Below are 22,757 nucleotides of genomic sequence, written 5' to 3'. Positions count from 1 at the left end.
CAAACTCCTTGACGGGAGGGGGGCGGGTTCTCGACTATCCCGCGCCAATTCTTACACGGCCACACCTTCCAGGAGCACGTCCATGGCGCCCCCGACGTCCGGCGAGAAGATCACCCTCCAGAACGGCAAGTTGTCCGTCCCGGATCATCCGATCATCCCCTACATCGAGGGCGATGGCACTGGCCGCGACATCTGGCGCGCGTCCCAGGCCGTCTTCGATGCCTCGGTGGAGAAGGCCTACAAGGGCAAGAAGAAGATCGCCTGGTACGAAGTGCTCGCCGGCGAGAAGTCCTTCAAGGCGGTCAACAACTGGCTCCCCGAAGAGACGGTCGAGGCCTTCCGCACCTATCTGGTGGGCATCAAGGGGCCGCTGACCACGCCGGTGGGCGGCGGCATCCGCTCGCTCAACGTGGCGCTGCGCCAGATGCTCGACCTGTACGTCTGCCTGCGTCCCGTGCGCTACTTCAAGGGCGTGCCCAGCCCGGTGAAGACGCCGGACAAGGTGGACATGACCATCTTCCGTGAGAACACGGAGGACATCTACACGGGCATCGAGTTCGAGGCCGGCACCCCGGCGGCGGACAAGTTCCTGGCCCTGCTGAAGCAGGAGTTCCCGAAGGAGTTCGGGAAGATCCGCTTCCCCTCCGACGTCGGCATCGGCCTGAAGCCGGTGTCCCACGAGGGCAGCGACCGGCTCATCCGCGCGGCCATCCAGTACGCGGTGGACCACAAGCGCAAGAGCGTGACGCTGGTCCACAAGGGCAACATCATGAAGTTCACCGAAGGCGCCTTCCGCAAGTGGGGCTACGAGCTGGCCGCGCGGGAGTTCGGTGACAAGGTCTACACCTGGGACCAGTGGGAAGTGACGAAGGCCGCGAAGGGTGAGGACGCGGCCAACGCGGAGCAGAAGGCCGCCGTCGCCGCCGGGAAGATCATCATCAAGGACTCCATCGCGGACATCACCCTGCAGCAGGTGCTCACGCGTCCGGACGAGTTCGACGTCATCGCCACGCTGAACCTCAACGGCGACTACCTGTCGGACGCGCTCGCGGCGCAGGTGGGCGGCATCGGCATCGCCCCGGGTGGCAACATCAACTACGTCACCGGCCACGCCGTCTTCGAGGCGACGCACGGCACGGCGCCCAAGTACGCGGACCAGGACAAGGTGAACCCCGGCTCCGTCATCCTCTCCGGTGAGATGATGTTCCGGCACCTGGGCTGGCACGAGGCCGCGGACCTGATGATCCAGGGCATGGACCGCGCCATCGCCGCCAAGACGGTGACCTACGACTTCGCCCGTCTGATGAAGCAGGAAGGGCAGGCTGGCGTGAACGAGGTGAAGTGCTCCGAGTTCGGTCAGGCCATCATCAAGCACATGTAGTCCCCTCACGGGGAAATGGGAGACGGCGAATCCATGGCTCAGAATCGCAAGAAGAAGATTGGCCTCATCGGCGGCGGGCAGATCGGCGGCAACCTCGCGCTGCTGGCGGTGCAGAAGTCGCTCGGTGACGTGTTCCTGTACGACATCCCCGTGGCCGAAGGTCTGGTCAAGGGCAAGGCGCTGGACATCAACCAGCTCGCGGCGGTGGACGGCTACGACTGTCGCGTCACCGGCACCACGGATTGGAAGGACGTCGCTGGCTCGGACGTGATCATCATCACGGCCGGCATGCCCCGCAAGCCGGGCATGAGCCGCGAGGATCTGCTCGAGATCAACCTCAAGATCATGAAGGACGTGGCTGCCAACATCAAGCAGCACGCCCCGGGCGCGTTCGTCATCAACGTGGCGAACCCGCTGGACGCGATGGTGTTCGCGCTCCACAAGATCGCGGAGTTGCCGGACAACATGGTGGTGGGCATGGCGGGCGTGCTGGACACCAGCCGCTTCAAGTGCTTCGTGGCGGAGGCGCTCGGCTGCTCCATCCGTGACGTGGACGCGCTGGTGCTCGGCGGCCACGGTGACGACATGGTGCCCCTGGTGCGTCACAGCACCGTGGGCGGCGTGCCCCTCACGGAGCTCATCGCGAAGGACAAGCTGGACGCCATCGTCAAGCGCACCCGTGAGGGCGGCGCGGAGCTGGTCGGCCTGTACAAGACGGGCAGCGCCTACTTCGGCCCCGCGGCCTCCTCCATCGCCATGGCGGAGAGCTTCATCTTCGACCGCAAGCGCATCCTGCCGGGCGCGGCGCTGCTGAAGGGCCAGTACGGCATCAGCGACTACTTCTTCGGCACCCCCGTGCAGATCGGCGCGGGCGGCATCGAGAAGGTCATCACCGTCGACCTCAACGCCGACGAGAAGGCCGAGCTGGCGAAGTCCTTCCAATCGGTCAAGAAGACGGTCGACTCCGTCAAGCTGTAATCCGTTCCAGTCGTGGAGCCCGCCGGAAGCACTCGGCGGGCTTCGCGCCTGATGCCGCGGATGACGCGGGCTTATCGTTTTCGACGCCGCCGTTGCGGCGCGGTTCCGCCAAGTTAACTAGCCTGTAGAACTCGCACGGGGATGTCCGGAGCGTGGCGCGCCAACGTGGCGAGCCGGCTGACAGCTGGCGCGTCCGGGTTCCCGGCAGTCAAGGAGACGATGATGGCAGCAGCAGCGCGGTTCACAGTGGTGGGCGGCGGTCTCGCCGGGCTGATGACGACGATCAAGCTCGCGGAGGCGGGCCACCAGGTGGATGTGCTCTCGCTCGTCCCGGTGAAGCGCTCGCACTCGGTCTGCGCCCAGGGCGGCATCAACGGCGCGGTGAATACCAAGGGCGAGGGCGACAGCCCGGAGGTCCACGTCAAGGACACGCTGCGCGGCGGCGACTTCCTGGCCGAGCAGATCTCCGTGAAGGGCATGTGTTACGCGGCCCCCGGCATCATCTACCTGCTGGACCGCATGGGCGTGACGTTCAACCGCACGCCGGAAGGGCTGCTGGACTTCCGCCGCTTCGGCGGCACGCTGCACCACCGCACGGCCTTCGCCGGAGCGACGACCGGTCAGCAGCTGCTCTACGCGCTGGACGAGCAGGTCCGCCGCTATGAGGCCGAGGGCAAGGTCACCAAGTACGAGTACTGGGAGTGGCTCGGCACGGTGAAGGACGAGGGTGGCCGCTGCATCGGCAGCGTGGCCGTGGACCTGCGCACCATGGAGATCCGCACCTTCCCGGCGGAGGCCGTGTGCCTCGCCACGGGCGGCCCTGGCATCGTGTTCGGTCGCTCCACCAACTCCATCATCAACACCGGCACCGCCGCGGGTCGCGCCTACATGGAGGGCGCCATCTACGCGAACGGCGAGTTCATCCAGGTGCATCCGACGTCGATTCCGGGCGAGGACAAGCTGCGCCTGATGAGCGAGTCGGTGCGCGGCGAGGGTGGCCGCGTCTGGGTGCCTCGGAAGAAGGGTGACACGCGCGGGCCCCGGGACATCCCGGAGAGCGAGCGCTGGTACTTCCTCGAGGAGAAGTACCCCAAGTACAAGAACCTGGTGCCCCGCGATGTGGCCACGCGGGAGATCTTCATCGTCTGCCGCGACCTGGGCATGGGCATCGGGGGCAGGGACGGCGTGTACCTGGATGTGACGCACATCCCGGCCAAGACGCTGGACGCCAAGATCAAGGGCGTCATGGAGATCTACGAGAAGTTCGTCGGTGACGACCCGCGCGTCACGCCGATGGTCATCTTCCCGGGCATGCACTACTCGATGGGCGGCCTGTACGTTCAGTTCGAGGCGGATTCGAAGACGCAGACGCCGCTCGAGGGCAGCCCGAAGAACCAGTCCACGAATATTCCGGGCCTCTACGCCGCGGGCGAGGCGGACTACGCGTTCCACGGCGGCAACCGCCTGGGCGCCAACTCGCTCTTGTCCTGCATCTACTCGGGCATGATCGGCGGCCCGGCCATGGCGTCCTTCGCCAAGAGCAACACAACGAGCGCGGCGGCGATGCCGGAGAAGTACTTCCAGGACGCGAAGCGCTACTGGGAGGACCGGTTCGGGACCATCAAGAAGATGGCGGGCCCGGAGAATCCCTACGGCCTGGCGCAGGAGCTGGGCGACGTGATGACGGAGAACTGCACCGTCGTCCGCTACAACGACCGGCTGAAGAAGACGGTGGACAAGATCCGCGAGCTGAAGAGCCGCTGGAAGAACGTCAACGTCCTGGACACGGGCAACTCGTCCAACCGGTCGCTGTCGTACACCAACCAGGTCTGGAACATGCTGGAGCTGGGCGAGGTCATCGCCACCAGCGCGCTCTTGCGCGACGAGAGCCGCGGCGCGCACTACAAGCCGGACTTCTCGCTGCCCGAGCCGAAGACGAAGGACCCCAACGAAGATCCGACGTGGATGGCGCTGTGGCAGGCGCGCCACGACAAGTGGGCGAAGACGACCATCGCGAAGTACGCGGAAGAGGGGCCGAACATCTCCTACGAGGACGTCCCGACGCCCGTGCTGAAGCCCGAGCCGCGCTGGTACGCGTGAGGCGCCGGGGAACTTTCTGGGTGGGCTCGCGCTCGGTGCGCGGGTCCCCGTCACTGACTTGGAAGTGAAGGGTCGAGCCACATGGATACCGCACAGGCAGGCGCCGTCAGCACCCAATCCATCTCCTTCCGCATCTGGCGGCAGGACGCTCCAGATCAGCCGGGCCGCTACGAGGAGTTCAAGGTTCCCTACCGCAAGGGCGCCAACGTCATCTCGTGCCTGATGGAGATCCAGCGCAACCCCGTCACCGTGGAGGGCAAGCGCGTGCCTCCGGTGGTCTGGGACGCCGCGTGCCTCGAGGAGGTCTGCGGCAGCTGCGCCATCAACATCAACGGACGGGTGCGCATGGCGTGCTCGGCGCTCATCGACAAGCTGGAGCAGCCGATCACCCTGGAGCCCATGAGCAAGTTCCCCGTGGTCCGGGACCTGGCCGTGGATCGCAGCCGGATGTTCGAGGCGCTCAAGAAGGTGAAGGGCTGGATTCCCACGGACGGTACCCACAACCTGGGGCCGGGCCCGCGCCAGTCGCCGGTGGACCAGTCCACGATGTACGTGCTCTCCACGTGCATCACGTGCGGAAGCTGCCTGGAGGCGTGTCCCCAGGTGACCCTGGACAACGACTTCGTGGGCGCCGCGGCCATCAGCCAGGCCCGCCTGTTCAACATGAACCCCACGGGCAAGCTGAACTCCGAGGAGCGCGTGCGCTCGCTCATGGGGCCCGGCGGCGTGCAGGATTGCGGCAAGGCGCAGAACTGCGTGAAGGTCTGCCCGAAGGAGATTCCGCTCACCACCTCCATCGCGATGATGAACCGTCAGGTGACCAAGCTGGTCATCAAGGACCTCTTCTCGCAGGATGAGGAGAAGAAGGCACACAGCGGTCCGGGGTGACACGTTCGTCACTCGCGTGATGCCCGAGCGGCCTCGTGCGCGTGTCCTCCGGGACACCGCATGGGGCCGTCGCCGTTCGAGCGTTCGCCCCGTCGCTCGGACGAGGTGAAGGCGGCCTCATCTGCCTGGACATCCCTGGTTATCAGCTGTCCACACGCTGCCGCACCGCGGTGTGTGCCGGGTCAAACGGTCTTGCCATCCGTCGGTTTCTGCGCAATGAGGGCCACGCGCTGACGCCTGTAAGGGGTCGTCCCCCTCGTCTCCACATGGAGCCTCGATGAAGATCCACGAGTACCAGGGCAAGGAAATCTTCCGGAAGTACGGTGTGCCCACGCCGAAGGGAATTCTCGCCCTCACGCCGGATGCAGCGGAGGCCGCGGCCAAGGAGTTGGCCACGCCGGTCGTCGTGGTGAAGGCCCAGATCCACGCCGGTGGCCGAGGCAAGGGCGGCGGCGTGAAGCTCGCCAAGAGCCCGGCCGAGGCGAAGGACCTCGCCAGTCAGATGATTGGCATGATGCTGAAGACCATCCAGACCGGGCCGGAAGGCACGAAGGTCAACAAGGTCTACATCGAAGAAGGTCTGGCCATTGGCCAGGAGCTGTACCTGGGCGTGACGCTGGACCGCGTCACCAGCCGCGTCACCTTCATGGCGTCCCGCGAGGGCGGCGTGGAGATTGAAGAAGTGGCGGAGAAGCACCCCGAGAAGATCCTCCGCGAGACGGTGGACCCGGCGGTGGGCTTCCTGGACTTCCAGGGCCGCAACCTGGCCTTCGGGCTGGGCCTGACGGGCCCCACGGTGAACAAGTTCGCCCAGTTCTGCACCGCGCTCTACAAGATGTTCATCGAGACGGATGCGTCGCTGGTGGAGATCAACCCGCTGGTCATCCTGAAGGATGGCGGCGTGGTGGCGCTGGACGCGAAGGTGACGTTCGACGAGAACGCCCTCTACCGTCACAAGGACCTGCTGCAGTACCGGGACCAGGCGGAAGAGGACGAGCGTGAGACGAAGGCCAAGGAGTGGGACCTGGCCTACATCGCGCTCGAGGGCAACATCGGCTGCATGGTGAACGGCGCGGGCCTGGCCATGGCCACCATGGACACCATCAAGCTGGTGGGCGGCTCGCCGGCCAACTTCCTGGACGTCGGTGGCGGCGCGAGCAAGGAGAAGGTGACGGCGGCCTTCAAGCTCATCCTGGCCGACCCCGCGGTGAAGGCGGTGCTGGTCAACATCTTCGGCGGCATCATGAAGTGCGATGTCATCGCGGACGGCATCATCGCCGCGGCCAAGGAAGTGCAGCTCAAGATCCCGCTCATCGTTCGGCTGGAAGGCACCAACGTGGAGCAGGGCAAGGAACTGCTGCGCAACTCCGGCCTCGCCATCACCCCGGCGGACAACCTGCGTCAGGCGGCCGAGAAGGCCGTCGCCGCGCTGAAGTAGTCCGCGCGCTTCATCGCCCACACTTTTTTGAAGGAGCGCCATGAGCATCCTCGTCAACGAAAACACGAAGGTCCTCTGCCAGGGCATCACCGGCTCGGCGGGCTCGTTCCACTCGAAGCAGATGTTGGACTACGGCACGAAGCTCGTTGGTGGTGTCACGCCGGGCAAGGGCGGCACCGACTTCGAGGGCAAGGTTCCCGTGTTCAACACGGTCGCCGACGCCGTGAAGCAGACGGGCGCGAACACGTCCGTCATCTTCGTCCCGCCCCCGTTCGCCGCGGACTCCATCATGGAGGCCGCTGACGCGGGCGTGTCCCTCATCATCACGATCACCGAAGGCATCCCGGTCCTCGACATGGTGCGCGCCAAGCGCTACCTGCAGGGCAAGCCGGGCGTGCGCCTCATCGGTCCGAACTGTCCGGGCGTCATCACCCCCGGCGCCAAGTGCAAGATCGGCATCATGCCGGGCCACATCCACAAGGCGGGCCGCATCGGCGTGGTGTCGCGCTCCGGCACGCTGACGTACGAGGCCGTGCACCAGCTCACGCAGCTGGGCCTGGGCCAGTCGACGGCGGTCGGCATCGGCGGAGACCCGGTCAACGGCACGGACTTCGTGGACGTGCTGAAGCTGTTCAACGCGGACCCGGACACGGACGCGGTGATCATGATTGGTGAGATCGGCGGCAGCGCCGAGGAGCTGGGCGCGGAGTACGTCGCTCGCGAGTTCACCAAGCCCATCGCCGGGTTCATCGCCGGTCAGTCGGCGCCCCCGGGCAAGCGCATGGGCCACGCCGGCGCCATCATCTCTGGTGGCAAGGGCACGGCGACGGAGAAGATCAAGGCGATGGAGGCCGCGGGAATCCTGATGGCCGCCAGCCCCGCCGAGCTGGGCACCACCCTCCAGGCGGCCGTGAAGCGCGGCCCCACGAAGCGCTAACACCCCCCCTCAAGGGAACAAGGAGCCAGTCAAAATGGCCATCGAGCGTACGCTGTCCATCATCAAGCCGGACGGTCTTCAGAAGGGCGTCATCGGGAAGGTCATCAGCCGCTTCGAGGAGAAGGGTCTGAAGCCGGTCGCCATCCGGCTCCAGCAGCTCTCCCAGAAGGAGGCCGAGGGCTTCTACGCGGTCCACAAGGCCCGGCCCTTCTTCAAGGACCTGGTGCAGTTCATGGTCTCCGGCCCGGTGGTCCTGATGGTGCTGGAGGGCGAGAACGCCGTCCTGGGCAACCGCGACATCATGGGCGCCACCAACCCCGCGCAGGCGGCCGAGGGCACCATCCGCAAGGACTTCGCCACCAGCATCGACCAGAACACGGTGCACGGCTCCGACAGCCTGGAGAACGCGAAGAACGAGATCGCGTACTTCTTCCGCGAGACGGAGATCCAGTCGTACGAGTACACCGCCAAGAAGTAGGCGGCAGGGCCCCCGCGCGGGGCCCGTGACTGACGGCCCGGTGTCGGCACCCGCGAGGGGCTGGCCCGGGCCGTTGGCTTTCCAGCGGGGCAGGGGAGCGGGAGGGCGCTCCTGCCCGGAGCAGGACTCAGGGGCCGTGCGCTCCTTTGACTTGTCGTGCCCAGGTGTGGGAAGGGACGCCCCGGGCCTTACCGTTCAATAGCGCGACGACGATGACCGAGACCTCCGCCACCCCCTCTCTTCCCGTCACGGAGCCCCTGCCGGCGCCCGCGCCAGCGAAGCTCGTGGACGTGGCCAGCCTGTCACTGGAGGCGCTCACCCGCTTCGTCACCGAGCAGCTGGGCGAGCGCGCCTTCCGTGCCCCCCAGGTCTACCGCTGGCTGCACCAGCGCGGTGCCACCTCGTTCGACGAGATGACGGACCTGTCCAAGGTCCTGCGCGAGAAGCTCAGGGTCGCCGCGGAGATCATCCCGCTGGTGAAGGACCTGGAGCAGCGCAGCATCGACGGCACCATCAAGTACCGGTGGAAGACGCGGGACGGGCGCTACATCGAGTCCGTCTACATGCCCTCCGAGGACCGCAGGACGCTGTGCGTGTCCACCCAGGTGGGCTGCGCCATGGCCTGTAGCTTCTGCATGACGGGCACGATGGGCCTCAAGCGCAACCTGACGGCCAGCGAGATTGTCGCCCAGGTCCACGCGGTGAACCGCGAGGTCCGCAAGAACGAGGGCCACGAGACGCTGCGTCCGCTCTCCAACCTCGTGTTCATGGGGATGGGCGAGCCGCTGCACAACTTCGAGAACCTCAAGACGGCGCTCGCCATCCTCCAGTCCGGGGACGGGCCGAACTTCAGCCACCGCCACATCACCGTGTCCACCGTGGGCCTCGTTCCCATGATCGAGCGCTTCGGCCAGGAGACGGACGTGAAGCTGGCCATCTCCCTCAACGCCAGCACCGACGAGCAGCGCAGCAAGACGATGCCCGTCAACCGCAAGTGGAACATCGCCGCGCTGCTGGACGCGTGTCGCAAGTTCCCGCTGCGCCAGGGGCGCCGCATCACCTTCGAGTACGTCCTCATCCAGGGCTTCAACGACAGCGACGAGGACGCCCACCGCCTCATCCAGCTGCTCAAGGGAATTCCGGCGAAGGTGAACCTGATTCCCTACAACGAGAACCCGGGTCTGGGGTTCCAGACCACCGCGGAAGAGCGGGCCGAAGAGTTCCGAGCCATCTTGTCGGACGGGCACGTGGCCGCGTACATCCGCAAGAACCGGGGCCGGGACATCGCTGGCGCCTGCGGGCAACTCGCCAATCGTGGTGAGGCGTCCGCAGCCGAAAGCACGACATAAAGTCCCGAGCTTCCTTGACAATCCGGCGGGTACGGCGTTAAGAGCGCCACCCCGTTTCCATCGTCGTAACCTGTTCGTTGGAGTACTCCATGGCCGTCGTCCTCCGTCTTGCCCGAGCGGGCGCCAAGAAGAAGCCCTACTACCACGTGGTCGCCACCGACTCCCGCAATCCCCGGGACGGCAAGTTCATCGAGGCCGTTGGCGCGTACGACCCGAACCTCACCCCTCCGAAGGTGGAGTTCAACGAGGAGCGGCTGAGCTACTGGCTGAAGACGGGCGCGACGCCTTCGGAGACTGTCGCCGACCTCATCAAGGTCGCCGCGAAGGCTCCCAAGTCCACCCCCGCGGCTTGATCCGCGACCGCCTGTACTGAGCGGACGTGGAGCAACTCCTCACGTATCTGGCGCGGGCCCTGGTCGATCAACCGGACCAGGTGGGCCTGCGCATCTCCGAGGCGGACGGCGCGCGGCTCTTCGAGCTGAAGGTCGCCCCCGAGGACGTCGGCAAGGTCATCGGCCGTGATGGGCGCACCGTGAATGCCCTCCGGACGCTGCTCAATGCCGCCGCGCAGAAGTCAGGCCAGAAGGTCCGTCTGGAGATCCTCGACGACCGGCGCAATGCGGCCAGCGGTCCCCCCGCCGCCGCACCGGACGTGTCGCGGTGACCCAGAAACCCTTGCTTGAGCTGGGCTTCATCTCGCGCGCGCACGGGCTGCGCGGCGAGGTGGCCGTGCGGCCGTTTGATCCAAACTCGGAGACGCTCGCCACCGTCGAGCGGGTCCGCATCCGCACGCGTGCGGGCGTGGAGCGCGACCTCAAGATTGAGGAGCTGCGGCCCACGCCGAAAGAGGACATCGTCGCCTTCGAGGGCGTGGAGACGCGCACGGAGGCGGAGTCGCTCGTGGGCTCCACGGTGTTCGTCTTCCGCGAGGACCTGGAGGCGCCCGAGGAGGGCCAGTTCTTCCAGGGTGACCTGCTGGGCCTGTCCGCCGTGGATGAGGCTGGCACGCCCCTGGGCACGGTGGAGGAGATCTGGGCCACCGGCGAAGTGCCGAACCTGGTCATCCGCGCCGCGGGACGCCAGGAGCTGGTGGTTCCCTTCGCGGACGAGTTCGTCCCCACCGTGGACATCGCCGCCCAGCGCATCGTGATCCGCCCTCCAGAGTACGTGGAGGTCGGGCGTCGCGACGCCGACAAGGACGCCCCGGACGGGTCCGAGTCGTGAGCCCGCCGTATCCGGTGGAGCTGCTCACGCTGTTCCCCGGCATGGTGTCCGGCTACCTGGGCTCCAGCATCCTCGGCAAGGCCCAGGAGAAGGGCCTGCTCTCCACCACCATCACCGACATCCGCGAGTACGCGGAGGGCAAGCATCGCGTCACCGACGACGCGCCCTACGGGGGCGGCGCGGGGATGGTGATGAAGCCCGAGCCGCTGATCGCGGCCATCGAAGCGGCTCGGACGCGGCTGCCCGGCGCGAAGGTGCTGCTGATGAGCCCTCGTGGAGCGACCTTCACGCAGGCCACGGTGCGCGAACTGGTAGCGCACACCGCGGGGCTGATCCTCGTCTGCGGCCGCTACGAGGGCGTGGACGAGCGGGTGATGAGCCACCTGGACGGCGAGCTGTCCTTGGGGGACTTCGTCCTCACCGGCGGGGAGATCGCCGCGCTGGCGGTGGTGGATGCCGTGGCGCGCCTGGTGCCCGGGGTGCTGGGCAACGTGGCGTCCTCGGTGTCGGAGAGCTTCGAGGAGGGGACGCTGGAGCATCCCCACTACACGCGCCCGCCCGTCTTCCGGGAGGTCGAGGTGCCCGCGGCCCTCCAGTCGGGAGACCATGCCCGCATTGCCCGGTGGCGTCGGTGGAAATCCCTGGTGCTCACGCAAGAGCGCCGGCCGGACCTGTTCGCCCGCCTGACGTTGTCGAAGGCGGATCAGAAACTGCTGGCTCGCCGCGAGGAAGACCTGTAACCCTGGGGGTTCTCAGTGGATTGGGCTTCAGCGGGCTTGTCCGACACCGTTCTCTCTGGTAGTACGGCCCGCTCTTTCACGCGTTCATCATCGCGTTAGCTTCCGCTTTACTGGAGTCTGTCATGCGTAACAGCGCCATTCAGCACGTCGAGGCCAAGTACCTGCGCCAGGACGTCACCTCGTTCCGTTCTGGTGACTCCGTGCGCGTCTTCTGGAAGGTGAAGGAGGGCGAGAAGGAGCGCGTGCAGGCGTTCGAGGGCACCGTCATCCGGAAGACCTCGGGCAGCCACCGGGCCACCTTCACCGTCCGCAAGACGTCCTTCGGCGTCGGCGTGGAGCGCATCTTCCCGCTGCACAGCCCCCGCTACGAGAAGATCGAAGTCCTGTCGCGTGGCCGCGTGAACCGCAGCCGCCTGTTCTACCTCCGCAACCTCAAGGGCAAGGCGGCCCGCGTGGACGTGCAGGAAGACGCCGACAAGGCCCCCAAGGCCCCGAAGGCCTCCTGAGCGCCTGAGTCCTCGTCGGCCCTCGGGCCGTCATCAAGAAGGAGCGTCCGATCCCGGGCGCTCCTTTTTTCATTCGCGGTAACATGCGCCGGCCATGCAATTCGTCGAGGTCGCCGTCCAGAATGTCCGGGGCTTCACTCCCGCGGGCCGCTTCGCGCTCAAGTCCGGGTACCTTGTCCTCAAGCCACCCTCGGCTGAGGCGAGCCCGTTCGCGGGGCTCCTGCTCGCGCTGTTCTATGCGGACGGCCGTGGCGGAGATGCCTCCTTCGTGGCTCCCGGTGCGAAGTCCGGCAAGGCCGCGCTCACGTTCCAGGGCGTCGATGGCGCCACCTACCGCGTGCTGCGGGAGCTGGGCGGCTCGGGGACGTTGCACCGTCTGAACAAGACGACGCAGCAGCCGGAGCTGGTGTCCTCGGACGCCTCGGAGATGAACCAGTTCCTCCGGGGCCAAGTGGGGCTGCCTCCGCGGACGACGTTCGAGCAGCTCTACTGCCTCCAACTGGGGCAGCTTCCGTCGCGGCGTCCGCGCAAGGCCGCAGCCAAGGCCGGCGTGGATCCGAAGACGTCCGGCAAGTTCCCCTCGCTGGCGTCCGCCTCCGCCGTGGCGCCTTCCGAGGACGTCGCGGCGTCCGAGGCGAAGGTGCGCGCGCTGGAAGCGGAGCTCGTCTCCGCGCGTGAGGTGGATGCGCTCCAGTTCAAGGTGGATGGGTTGTCCTCGCAGATCTTCGATGCGGACCAGCGCCTGAGGGGCACCGAGGGCCTGAAGGTCGCCATCAACGATGCGGAGAACGCGTGGCGGGCCGCGCCGACGCCGCAGACGCTGGGCCTTCCCCAGGACATCCTCAACCGCGTGCAGCGCTACCCCAAGGCGGTGGCGAAGCGGGACGATGCGCTGGCCCGACTGGGCGCGGACCGGGATGCGGACGCGGCGGAGGTGCCGGACTCGGTGGAGCCGCTGACCGAGGACCGTGGCTTCTGGGCGGGCATCGCCGTGGGCGTGTTGTTCCTGGGGCTGGGGCTGGGCCTGGGGCTCGGCATCGACAGCACGTTCCGCTACCTGGCGCTGCTGGACATCCCGGCCTTCGGCTTCTCCGCGCTGCTCGCGCTGCGCTACGTGGACGAGCTCCAGAAGACCTCGCAGCGGGGCAGCAAGGAAGGCCGCTTCGACTCTCGCGAGAAGAAGCTCCACGAGGAGTTCGAGGCCGAGGCCGCGCCGGTGCGCATGGCGCAGAAGGCGCTCGGCGTGGAGAGCCTGGATGAGATTCCCGCCGCGCTGGAGCGCAAGGAGCTGCTGGCGGCTCGCGTGGTGGAGTTGAAGGATCAGCTCGTGGGCATGGAGGCGGATCCGGAGTTCGTGGCCGCGTCCACGCAGCGACAGGCGCTGAAGGACCAGCTCGAGGCGCTCAACGCGGACCTCACGCAGAAGGGCTCCTACGTGCGCGACATGCGCGAGGTGGAGCGCGAGCTGGGCCGCGTGAAGGAGTCCATCGCGCTGGCGAAGGCCCCCCCTCCGCCGGCCGCTGCTGGGCCCGATGGTTCTCCCGCGCCCGCCGAGCCGCTGGAGGACCCCTCTCCGGCACTGCTGGCGCAGGCCTCTGACATCTTCACCACCGACGTGCTGAGCGTGCAGGCGATGCTCAAGGAGCGCTGCGTCCAGTACTTCACCGCGCTCGCGGACCGCCGCTACCAGGGCGTCGAGTGGGACAAGGAAGGTCGGGCCTTCGCGCTCGCGGGTGGTAAGCGCGTGCCGGTGGGCGAGATTCCGCCCAAGGACCTGGACCTGTATTACCTGGCGCTGCGGATGACGGTGGTGGAGAAGGCGAGCGCCCGCGTGAAGCGGCCCTTCGTCCTCGAGGATGTCTTCGCCGGCGTCGAGGAAGTGAAGCTGCCGCTCATCGCCCGCATGCTGAAGCACCTGGGCACGCTGACGCAGGTGCTCCACGTCACCCCGCACCCCGGCTTCGCCCAGATGTCGGACGGCACGGTTAACGTGTAGTCCGATGTGGCGGGTGTCCTCCGTGGAGGAGGACCGTGGGGGTACGGGGATGGGGCGTGGGGTGCGGCGGGAGTTCGGGGACGAGGCGGAGTCGGTGGCGGTGCGGTATCTGGAGGAGCGGGGTTGGCGGGTGAAGGCGCGGAACTGGCTGTGTCGTTACGGCGAGCTGGACGTGGTGGCGGAGCGCGAGGACCTCGTGTGCTTCGTCGAGGTGCGGATGCGCTCCTCGGCTGTGTGGGGAGACCCGGCGCACACCGTGTCCTTCGCCAAGCAGCGTCGGGTGGTGAAGGCGGCGCTGCACTATCTCTTCGCTCATGACCTGCGTGAGCGGATGATGCGCTTCGACGTGATTTCAGTGGTGGGGCGCGGAGAGCGCGCCACCGTGGAGCACATTCCCGGCGCCTTCGATGCGGGCATGTAAGGGGAAGGCATGGCTGGAACGCTGTACCTGGTGGCCACGCCCATCGGGAACCTGGGTGACATCTCGACTCGCGCGCTGGAGACGCTGCGCGCGGTGCGCTTCATCGCCTGCGAGGACACGCGGCACTCCCGCGTGCTGCTGGACCACTTCGGCATTGGCGGCAAGGACCTGGTGAGCCTCCCGGCCTTCGCGGAGGGACAGCGGGCCGGGCGAATCCTGGACCGGATTTCGGAAGGGGATGACTGCGCGCTCATCACGGACGCGGGCAGTCCGGCCATCAGCGACCCTGGCGAGCGGCTGGTGGCCGAGGCCCTGGAGCGAGGGCTGACGGTGGTGCCAATCCCTGGCGCCACGGCCCTCGTCGCGGCCCTGAGCGCGTCAGGGCTCCCCACGGGGCGCTTCCACTTCCTGGGCTTCCTGCCCCGTAAGGGCGCTGAGCGGCGCGCCATGCTGGAGGAAGTGGCCGCGCTGTCCGCGACGCTGGTGCTCTACGAATCTCCCCGCCGCCTGGGAGAAACGCTCCCGGACCTGCAGGAGGCCTGGGGTGATCGCCGTGCGTGCGTGGCCCGTGAGCTGACCAAGCTGCACGAGGAGTTCGTGCGGGGCCCGCTGTCGGAGCTGTCCGCGCGCTACGCGACGGAGGAGGCCCGGGGCGAGGTGGTGGTCCTGGTGGAGGGCCGCACCGGAGAGCGCCGCTGGTCCGAGGAGGAGCTGCGGCGAGGGCTCGAAGAGGGACTGGCTCGCGGGGAGAAGCTCAAGCCGCTGAGCACCGAGCTGGCGCGTCGTGCGGGCTGGTCGGGACAGGACGTCTACCGACTCGGGCTCTCGCTGAAGCGGTGAATCGAAGTGGACTCCAGGGAGGGAATGGTTCCTTCCTGATGTCCGCGTTGCCGCCGTCGCGGCACCGGGAGGGCAGGCGGTGCATGCCGCTCCTCCCGGGTGCTTCCTGCCGCTAGAAGTTGAACGAAGCGCTCAGGTCGAAGCGGAACGTCGTGCTGCCCACGGCGCGGAAGCGGCGGGAGACCAGGTCGTAGCGCCAATCGAACGTCGGGTTGAGCTCCGCCGAGCCTGGATCGGTGTCGACTTCTCCGTTGCCGTCGAGGTCCTGGCCGAGCTCCTCGTTCGTCAGCGTGTGGTCCGTGTTGTAGAGGAACGTGCCCGACGCGCGAATCTTGAAGGTGTCCGACGCGCTGGCGGTGGCGCCGAGCATGCCGCCGACCTGGAAGTAGTCCTCGGAGGTGAGCAGCTTGCGCAGCGCCGCGCTCAGCTCGTTGTTGTACCGGCCGGAGCCCACGTAGTTTCCGATGGCCCGCAGGTCCAGGGTGAACTTCTGGTGCTTCTGGGGCCGGTCGAACGGCACCAGCTCCACACCAGCCGTCATCCCCAGCATCTCGGGCGACTTCATGCCCGTCTCCTTGCGGTTCCACGGGCCCGTGCCGCAGTTGCCGGGCGCGCCGAGGTTCGGCGGGTCGGCGTCGCGCTGGTCGCAGTTGGAGTAGAAGAGCGGGCCCCGGACGGGGATGGTGTAGCTGGCCTTGAAGTACGGCTCGGCCACGCCCATGCGGCGCGAGAACGCCGTGTAGATTTGATACTTGTGGACCCGGTCGCCGATGTTGCCGCGCTCGTCCGAGTTCGTGGTGTCCACGCTCGGGTCCCGCATCTTCGCGGTGGGCGCCTCGTAGTCGATGCCGACAATCCAGGTGGGCTTGGTGTCGTCCTTCGCCTGGTTGAAGAAGGCGTAGGCCAGGCCGAAGTGGAGGTTGCCCAGACCGCCCCGGAAGCTCTCCTGCGGCATGCCGAAGAGGGGCACGCCGTTGGTCTGCGGATCCGAGAGGCATCCCGCGATGGTCGTCCCATCCGCGTTGATGCAGTTGTTGGTGATGGTGGACGTCTCCTGGGACGACTGGGAGGTGAAGTCCCAACTCTCGTTCTGCTGGAACACCAGCGGGAGCGTGAAGGACAGCTCCAAATCCCGATAGAGACCGATGGCCAGCCTCAGGTTGAGGCGGGCATCCACGCCCTTGTACCAGAGCTCCGCGGCATCACCGCGGGTGGCGGGCGAGCCATCCTCATTGGGGGGCGTGCCCGCGGGAGCGAGTTGCTCGCGGACAATCTTGGCGCGAGTCTGCGTACGTTCGAACCCGACGTCGATGAACAGGTCGAACGGATCGTCGTCCTCGAAGGACGAAGCGATCCGGGTGATGTCCGCCGCGCTGGCGGCGAACGGCGCGCCCAGTGTAAGCGCGGCGAGTACGGCGCGAAGCCTGTGCATCCGACCTCCGACGGCGAAACGACCGGGCCTTCCGGCAAGCCCGGGGGCTTCCAGCTAGCCGCGCCGTCGAAGGAGTGTCAAGAATCGGGTTGCTTTTACTTACCCGCGACGGAGGTTCCGAGCAGCCCTTCCAGGCGCCGGACCTCGTCATCGAGGCCCGTCTTGTGGGTGGCCGCGATGGTGCGTCGGTAGGTCTTGTGCTGGTCGAAGGGGTCCAGCACCCGGTCATCCTGGGTCATCAGCTGGTAGTGCAGGTGGGGCGCGAAGGAGCGGCCCGTGTTGCCGCTCCGGCCGATGACCTGTCCCACGTTGAAGCGCGTGCCCGGGTGGATGTCCTTGCCCACCTCGTCCAGGTGCAGGAAGAGGGCGCGGCGGCCACGGCCACCCGACTCCACCAGCTCCAGGCAGTTGCCGTTGCTGCCCCAGTTCCAGTTCTTGCGCTTCACCACGCCCGCGAAGGGCGCCTTGACGGGCGTGCCCACGGGGGTGCGGAAGTCCACGCCCTTGTGGCGCCGGCCGTCGCGCAGCAGCGACGTCACCTGCTCGTAGTCGTCCAGCGGCGACTTCTCCAGGCGCAGCTCCAGCTCCTCGCCCGTGGACAGGTAGTACCGGGCGGCGGCGCCCTCGGTTCCCGACTGGTAGCGATACGCGCTCAGCGTCTTGCCCAGCTTGGCGCTCGTGAAGCGCACCGCGTGCACCAGGGGCTCCTCGTTGGGGCGGCGCTGGAAGAGGATGTCGAGCGTGTCGCCGCGCAGGATTTCACCCGGCACCGCCACCCACCACACCAGCGTGCGCGTCACCACCTGCGCCAGGGCGGGGCCCACGTCCGCGCCGGCGGCGTTGTTGATGGCCGTCTCCAGCGGGCCGTCGATGCGCATCGACGCGCGCTCCATGCCCGCGGCCTTCACCGGGTCCACGGGAACGGGCGCGGTGAGCGCGGACGCCGCGACGGCGCCCGCATCGACGGAGCCGGCGGCCTCGGCGACAGGCTGATGCACGGCGGCCTCGCCCGTGGCGCTGGCCATCCGCTGCTTCCACCACCACACGCCCCCGGCGGCGCCGCCCAGGATGAGTGACACGGCGACCACGGGCCCGATAGGGCTGCGCTTGGGTGGTGCACCGAGGGTGGGGAGATTCGGCCGCATGCTGGCTCCGTGAAATGGAAAGAGTGGGCGGGCGCGAAAACCAGCGCCCGCGACGAGGAATTCCGCCTGCCGAGGGTCAATCCTCGGGGCCGTCCTCTTGCTCGTCTGGCGTGGTGTCGCGCAGGCCGAATTCCTTCATCTTCGTCTGCAGCGACTTGCGGCTGATCTGCAGGAGCCGTGCGGCCCGGGTGACGTTGCCCCCCGTCTCATCGAGCTTCTTGACGATGAGGTCCCGCTCCAGCTCCGCCGCCTTCATCCGGACGATGTCCTTCAGGCCCACCTCGCCCGTGGGAACTTCCATGCTCGGCGCGGTGGCGGCTGACGAAGAGCTCGCCTGGACGCCCGGTCCCTGACGGACGGGGTCGGGCAGGTCCTTGGCGGTGATGAGCGGGCCGTCCGCGAACAGCAGCGCGCGCTCGATGAGGTTCTCCAGCTCGCGGATGTTGCCCGGCCACGAGTAGCCCTGGAGCAGCGCCAGCGCTTCGTCGCTGATGCCCTCGATCTTCTTGTTGAGGCGGCGGTTGTACTTATCCACGAAGTGCCGCGCGAGCATCAGGATGTCGCTGCGGCGCTCCCGCAGGGGCGGCAGGGTGAGCGGCACCACCGCCAGCCGGTAGTACAGGTCCTTGCGGAACCGGCCCGCTTCAATCTCCGCCTGGAGGTCGCGGTTGGTGGCGGCGACGAGGCGCACGTCCACGCGGGTCGTCTTGATGCCGCCCACGCGCTCGAACTCACCTTCCTGGAGCGCGCGCAGCAGCTTCACCTGCATCTCGACGGGAATCTCGCCGATCTCGTCCAGGAAGAGCGTGCCTTCGTCAGCCAGCTCGAAGCGGCCGGGCTTGGAGGTGACGGCGCCGGTGAAGGCCCCGCGCTCGTAGCCGAACAGCTCGCTCTCCAGCAGCGTGGCGGGGATGGCCGCGCAGTTGATCTTGATGAACGGCTTGTCGCGACGGCTGGAGGCGCCGTGCAGCGCGGTGGCGATCAGCTCCTTGCCGGTGCCGCTCTCGCCGGTGATGAGCACCGTGGAGGGCGTGTCCGCCACCTTGTCGATGACCTTGTAGACGTCCTGCATCTGGGGCGCATCGCCGATGATGGCGGCGCGCGCCTTGAGGTCCGGACGCACGGAGCGACGGGCGCTCTCGTTCGTCTTGGCGGCCTTGGCGACCACGACGGACAGCTCCGCCTGATCGAAGGGCTTGGTGATGTAGTCGAACGCGCCCGCCTTGATGGCGTCCACGGCCGAGTCCACGGTGCCGTGCGCGGTGATGATGATGACGGGCACGTCCGGGTTGGCGGCGCGGATGGTGCTGAGCACCTCCATGCCGCCCACCTTGGGCATCACCAGGTCCGTCACGATGATGTCGGCGCCGTTCTTGTGGAACTCGGCGAGCCCCTGCTCACCATTCTCCGCGACGGTGACGTCAAAGCCATCCCGGCGCAGCATCGTGGCGAGCACCTTGCGGAGGTTCGCCTCGTCGTCAATCACCAGGACTCTTGCCATGGGAGCAGGGCGCGGAGGGGCCGTACTAACGACGGGCCGGCGCCGCGGTGGGGCCCTCGAGGGTGCAGATGGCGTCCGGGTGCTTGATGCGCAAGAGGAGCGCCTCCAGCACGCGGAACGGATGGTTCATCCGCGAGGCGCCCAGGTAGGACGCCACCATGTCCATGGACACCGCCAGGTCCATGTTCTCGCGGCCGGTGGACACCACCACGCCGGAGTCGCCGCGCAGGCGGTTGGACTGGAAGACGCCGTCCGAGGCCAGCTTCATGATGGTCTCGATCTCCAGCACGCCCGTCTTCTCGTAGATGCGGTGCAGCTGCGAGTACAGCCGGGGCGACAGCACGACGGCGTAGGGACCGAAGTGGCCGTGCTCGTTGAGCTTGCGCGTGGCCTCGACGATGGCCTGGAACCCACCGCCCGCCACCGTCCAGTCACCCAGCGACACGGTGAGCCGGCCGTTGGCCGTCATCAGGCCCTCGTAGCCGAGCTTCGCGTCGCCGTAGAAGATGAGCTCGTCTTCCTGCTGCGCGCACAGCGCGGCGGCGCCCGCGGCGGCGGACACGTCCAGCGGCATGTTGTGCGTCCGCGCCGCCTCGATGTCCCGCCAGTGCAGCAGGAAGTCCTTGTAGATGATGGGGATGGTCTTGAACTTGCGCGCGTCGGTGAAGACCATCGCGGTCTCCTGCTCGCCGACGATGTCCACCGCGCCCGGGGACACGCCCTGGAACTCGTCGTAGGGCACCGTCTGCACGCCCGCGCCCAGCGGACCGTAGATGTCGAGGATGCGACGGCCGACGAGCGAGCGCCGCGCGACCTGGATGACGGTTTCATTCAGGCGCGCCCACTCCTCTTCACGGAGCGGGTTCTCGGCATGTCCAAGGAAGTCAGGCATCGAACAGTCTCCAGATACTCAACAAGGAGAAGAGGAAAGGAACGGCTTCAGCGACTGCGGCCACTGCCACCACCACCGCCACCGCGGCGGAGCGAGCCCACCGTGAGGGGATGGGACTCCACGGTGGGCGGCGGAGCAGGCAGGCCGTACATCAGGCGCTGAGGGGGAAGGGCGGTGAGCGGCTCCACCGGGGACCGGCCGTTGGTGAGGTGCGGCGCGGGCGGTGGAGACGGAGAGGGCGAGTGGGCCGCGACAGGTGTGCCGGCGTCGGCGACGGCCTGCTGGAAGTGCCCGGGCGCGATGGGACTGGTGAAGCGGGTGTCCTGACTGGCGTCGAGCATGCGAAGCATGTGAACCGCCTCCGACACGTGTTCCTTCTCCTCTGTCGCCAGGTGGAGGAAGAACGCCTTCACTTCCGGGTGTGTGGCGGCCCGGGCGAAGGACTCGTATTCGTTGATGGTCTCCAGCTCGCGCGCCAGCACGCGGCGGATGCGCGCCACGTCGTCCAGGTCGCTGTCCGGGGTATCGGCCATTGGGTACGGACCCTTGCAATGCGCCGGGGGCACCGTCAAGAGAAACAGGGCCCGGTGGGTTTCCTGCTTCATGCCACTTGACGTCACGCATACAGTCCGGCGCTCGTGACCGTCTCCGTGCCCGAGCCTTCCCCGCCGCCTTCCACCGCCTCGTCCCCTCGGTCCGAGCGCTCCAGCGGACGAGGCGCGGTGCTCGTGGCCACTGGCATCCTCGCCTCCAAGCTCGTGGGGCTCGTGCGCGAGCGCGTCTTCGCGCACTACCTGGGAAACGAGGCGGCGGCGGCCATCTTCAAGGCGGCGCTGCGCATCCCCAACTTCCTGCAGAACCTGTTTGGCGAGGGCGTGCTCTCCGGCTCGTTCATTCCGGTGTACGCGCAGCTGCTCGGCCGCAAGGACACGAAGGAGGCGGACCGGGTGGCGGGCGCGGTGTTCGGCCTGCTGTCACTGGCCACCGCGCTGCTCGTGGGCGCGGGCATGCTCTTCACGCCGCTCTTCGTGGACCTCATCGCCCCGGGCTTCGAGGGCTCCGCGCGCGAGCTGGCCATCCGCGTGGTGCGCATCCTCTTCCCGGGCACCGGCTTCCTGGTGCTCAGCGCCTGGTGTCTGGGCATCCTCAACAGCCACCGCCGCTTCCTGCTGTCGTACCTGGCGCCGGTGGTGTGGAACGGCGCCATCATCCTCACGCTGCTGGTGCTGGGCGGCCGCCATGCCGAGGAGCGGCTGGTGGAGCTGCTCGCCTACGGCGTCGTCGCGGGAAGCTTCCTCCAGTTCGCGGTGCAGGTGCCGAGCGTCCTCAAGTTGCTGGGGCGCTTCCAGCCCTCGCTCTCCACCGCGGCGGCGCCCGTGCGCCAGGTGCTCAAGAGCTTCGGGCCCGTCGTCCTGGGGCGCGGCGTGGTGCAGTTCAGCGCCTGGGTGGACACGGCGTTCGCCACGCTCATCTCCGTGCGGGCCATGTCCTCGCTCGTCTACGCGCAGACCATCTACCTCATCCCCGTGAGCCTCTTCGGCATGGCGGTGTCCGCGGCGGAGCTGCCAGAGATGGCGCGCGCGGCGGATGGCGAGCAGGAAGCGGTCGCCGCGAAGCTTCGGACGCGCATCGACGCGGGCGCGCGGCGCATCGCCTTCTGGGTGGTGCCCTCGGCCGCGGCCTTCTTCTTCGTGGGGGACATGGTCGCCGCGGCGCTGCTGCAGACAGGCCGCTTCTCCGCGGCGGACTCGCGCTACCTCTGGTACCTGCTGATGGGCGCGTCCGTGGGCCTGGTGGCCGCCACCGTGGGCCGGCTCTATGCCTCCGCGTTCTACGCGCTGAAGGATCCGAAGACGCCGCTGCGCTTCGCCATCGTCCGCGTGGCGCTGGGCTCGCTGGGCGCGTGGCTCCTGGGCCTGCACGGGCCCGAGTGGCTGGGGCTCCCCCCGCACCTGGGCGCGCTCGGCCTCACGCTCTCCAGCGGCATGGTGGCCTGGCTGGAGTCCACCCTCCTGCGCCGCAAGCTCTCCAGGCAGCTGGGCCGCGTGGGTGTGCCTTCTGGATTGCTCCCCCGGCTGTGGGGCGCGGCGGTGATTGCCGGAGCGGTGGCCTTGGGGGTGAAGCTGGGGCTCACCTCGGTGCTGGGTCCCATGCCTGGAGTGCAAGCGGAGTGGGGTGGGGCCTTCCTCGCCCCCCCTCGGCTGCATCCCATCCTGGGATTTGTCGCCGTCGCCATCCCCATGGGAGCCATCTATTTCGCGGTGGCCGCGGCGCTCGGCGTTCCGGAGGCCGGCGCGGTCTTCGCAAGGTCTCGGGCCGGCTTCGCCGAGGGCGCTAAGTGCCCGCCACTGCTCGGTTCCTGACGGACCAGGCAGGCTGTGGTTGGGGGTGCAAGCAGGTGTCGGAAGGGATGGCGTGGAGGGGCCTCTTCGTTAGGGTTCAAGGGGTGGTGTGGACCACGTGCGCGTCATCGGGGCTTCCTCCCGACAGGGCGCGCGTGTAGAGTGCGCC

Annotated in this window: 23 protein-coding genes; 17 read left to right on the top strand and 6 right to left on the bottom strand. The window is 67.8% G+C overall.

Annotated elements, in window-relative coordinates; translation table 11 throughout:
* Positions 1 to 82 precede the first annotated feature (82 nt).
* The 16 genes from icd (at position 83) to rsmI (ending at position 15,276) form a co-directional block, all read left to right on the top strand.
* Positions 83 to 1,381, top strand: a complete 1,299-nt coding sequence (gene icd / locus ACN469_RS29775) for an NADP-dependent isocitrate dehydrogenase (protein ID WP_498773263.1) — start codon at positions 83 to 85, stop codon at positions 1,379 to 1,381.
* 33 nt (positions 1,382 to 1,414) lie between these two features.
* On the top strand, positions 1,415 to 2,359 hold the full coding sequence (gene mdh / locus ACN469_RS29770) for a malate dehydrogenase (protein ID WP_498773261.1): 945 nt from the start codon (positions 1,415 to 1,417) through the stop codon (positions 2,357 to 2,359).
* 222 nt (positions 2,360 to 2,581) lie between these two features.
* Positions 2,582 to 4,459, top strand: a complete 1,878-nt coding sequence (sdhA, locus tag ACN469_RS29765) for a succinate dehydrogenase flavoprotein subunit (RefSeq protein WP_498773355.1) — start codon at positions 2,582 to 2,584, stop codon at positions 4,457 to 4,459.
* A gap of 81 nt (positions 4,460 to 4,540) precedes the next feature.
* Complete coding sequence (gene sdhB / locus ACN469_RS29760) at positions 4,541 to 5,347, top strand: succinate dehydrogenase iron-sulfur subunit (protein ID WP_498773259.1); 807 nt, start codon at positions 4,541 to 4,543, stop codon at positions 5,345 to 5,347.
* A 277-nt stretch (positions 5,348 to 5,624) separates the two neighbouring features.
* A complete protein-coding gene (gene sucC, locus ACN469_RS29755) occupies positions 5,625 to 6,785 on the top strand; it encodes an ADP-forming succinate--CoA ligase subunit beta (protein WP_498773257.1) in 1,161 nt (386 codons plus the stop codon).
* Positions 6,786 to 6,825: 40 nt separating this feature from the next.
* The gene (gene sucD, locus ACN469_RS29750) at positions 6,826 to 7,722 is read left to right on the top strand and encodes a succinate--CoA ligase subunit alpha (protein WP_498773255.1); all 897 of its coding nucleotides are present in this window, start codon (positions 6,826 to 6,828) and stop codon (positions 7,720 to 7,722) included.
* Positions 7,723 to 7,756: 34 nt separating this feature from the next.
* Positions 7,757 to 8,200 carry a nucleoside-diphosphate kinase gene (gene ndk, locus ACN469_RS29745; RefSeq protein ID WP_498773253.1) on the top strand — a complete coding sequence of 148 codons (444 nt, stop codon included), beginning with the start codon at positions 7,757 to 7,759 and terminating at the stop codon, positions 8,198 to 8,200.
* A 212-nt stretch (positions 8,201 to 8,412) separates the two neighbouring features.
* Entirely contained in the window at positions 8,413 to 9,549 is a 1,137-nt protein-coding gene (gene rlmN, locus ACN469_RS29740) for a dual-specificity RNA methyltransferase RlmN (RefSeq protein ID WP_498773251.1), read from the top strand.
* A gap of 89 nt (positions 9,550 to 9,638) precedes the next feature.
* Positions 9,639 to 9,902 carry a 30S ribosomal protein S16 gene (gene rpsP / locus ACN469_RS29735; RefSeq protein WP_163866997.1) on the top strand — a complete coding sequence of 88 codons (264 nt, stop codon included), beginning with the start codon at positions 9,639 to 9,641 and terminating at the stop codon, positions 9,900 to 9,902.
* A gap of 26 nt (positions 9,903 to 9,928) precedes the next feature.
* A complete protein-coding gene (locus tag ACN469_RS29730) occupies positions 9,929 to 10,213 on the top strand; it encodes a KH domain-containing protein (protein ID WP_498773249.1) in 285 nt (94 codons plus the stop codon).
* Positions 10,210 to 10,773: a ribosome maturation factor RimM gene (gene rimM, locus ACN469_RS29725; protein WP_498773247.1), complete on the top strand. Its 564-nt coding sequence runs from the start codon at positions 10,210 to 10,212 to the stop codon at positions 10,771 to 10,773. The genes ACN469_RS29730 and rimM overlap by 4 nt, the downstream gene beginning before the upstream one ends.
* Positions 10,770 to 11,513, top strand: coding sequence for a tRNA (guanosine(37)-N1)-methyltransferase TrmD (gene trmD, locus ACN469_RS29720; RefSeq protein WP_498773245.1), 744 nt, complete (start codon positions 10,770 to 10,772; stop codon positions 11,511 to 11,513). The genes rimM and trmD overlap by 4 nt, the downstream gene beginning before the upstream one ends.
* A 122-nt stretch (positions 11,514 to 11,635) precedes the next feature.
* Positions 11,636 to 12,019, top strand: coding sequence for a 50S ribosomal protein L19 (gene rplS / locus ACN469_RS29715; protein ID WP_498773243.1), 384 nt, complete (start codon positions 11,636 to 11,638; stop codon positions 12,017 to 12,019).
* A 94-nt stretch (positions 12,020 to 12,113) separates the two neighbouring features.
* Positions 12,114 to 14,015: an AAA family ATPase gene (locus ACN469_RS29710; RefSeq protein WP_498773241.1), complete on the top strand. Its 1,902-nt coding sequence runs from the start codon at positions 12,114 to 12,116 to the stop codon at positions 14,013 to 14,015.
* A 49-nt stretch (positions 14,016 to 14,064) separates the two neighbouring features.
* Positions 14,065 to 14,436: a YraN family protein gene (locus ACN469_RS29705; protein WP_498773239.1), complete on the top strand. Its 372-nt coding sequence runs from the start codon at positions 14,065 to 14,067 to the stop codon at positions 14,434 to 14,436.
* 9 nt (positions 14,437 to 14,445) lie between these two features.
* Positions 14,446 to 15,276: a 16S rRNA (cytidine(1402)-2'-O)-methyltransferase gene (gene rsmI, locus ACN469_RS29700; RefSeq protein ID WP_498773237.1), complete on the top strand. Its 831-nt coding sequence runs from the start codon at positions 14,446 to 14,448 to the stop codon at positions 15,274 to 15,276.
* 112 nt (positions 15,277 to 15,388) lie between these two features.
* Here rsmI and ACN469_RS29695 read toward each other — a convergent pair whose 3' ends face one another.
* The 6 genes from ACN469_RS29695 to ACN469_RS29670 form a co-directional block, all read right to left on the bottom strand.
* Complete coding sequence (locus ACN469_RS29695; RefSeq protein ID WP_498773235.1) at positions 15,389 to 16,708, bottom strand: hypothetical protein; 1,320 nt, start codon at positions 16,706 to 16,708, stop codon at positions 15,389 to 15,391.
* 95 nt (positions 16,709 to 16,803) lie between these two features.
* Positions 16,804 to 17,853 carry a M23 family metallopeptidase gene (locus ACN469_RS29690; RefSeq protein ID WP_498773234.1) on the bottom strand — a complete coding sequence of 350 codons (1,050 nt, stop codon included), beginning with the start codon at positions 17,851 to 17,853 and terminating at the stop codon, positions 16,804 to 16,806.
* A 76-nt stretch (positions 17,854 to 17,929) separates the two neighbouring features.
* Positions 17,930 to 19,354 carry a sigma-54-dependent transcriptional regulator gene (locus ACN469_RS29685; protein WP_498773232.1) on the bottom strand — a complete coding sequence of 475 codons (1,425 nt, stop codon included), beginning with the start codon at positions 19,352 to 19,354 and terminating at the stop codon, positions 17,930 to 17,932.
* A 25-nt stretch (positions 19,355 to 19,379) separates the two neighbouring features.
* Complete coding sequence (gene encA, locus ACN469_RS29680) at positions 19,380 to 20,246, bottom strand: encapsulin nanocompartment shell protein EncA (RefSeq protein WP_498773230.1); 867 nt, start codon at positions 20,244 to 20,246, stop codon at positions 19,380 to 19,382.
* A gap of 47 nt (positions 20,247 to 20,293) precedes the next feature.
* Positions 20,294 to 20,779, bottom strand: a complete 486-nt coding sequence (gene encB, locus ACN469_RS29675; RefSeq protein ID WP_498773228.1) for an encapsulin nanocompartment ferritin-like cargo protein EncB — start codon at positions 20,777 to 20,779, stop codon at positions 20,294 to 20,296.
* Positions 20,780 to 20,862: 83 nt separating this feature from the next.
* Positions 20,863 to 20,988: a hypothetical protein gene (locus ACN469_RS29670; protein ID WP_498773225.1), complete on the bottom strand. Its 126-nt coding sequence runs from the start codon at positions 20,986 to 20,988 to the stop codon at positions 20,863 to 20,865.
* Between ACN469_RS29670 and murJ the strand changes: the two genes are divergently transcribed.
* A complete protein-coding gene (gene murJ, locus ACN469_RS29665; RefSeq protein WP_498773223.1) occupies positions 20,975 to 22,609 on the top strand; it encodes a murein biosynthesis integral membrane protein MurJ in 1,635 nt (544 codons plus the stop codon). The two genes, ACN469_RS29670 and murJ, sit on opposite strands and share 14 nt — an antisense overlap.
* Positions 22,610 to 22,757 lie beyond the last annotated feature (148 nt).

This window comes from Corallococcus terminator (assembly GCF_049194865.1).
Taxonomy (GTDB): Bacteria; Myxococcota; Myxococcia; order Myxococcales; family Myxococcaceae; genus Myxococcus; species Myxococcus terminator_A.
Note: the sequence above shows the minus strand (reverse complement) of the source record. Positions and strands in the feature narration are given on the sequence as shown.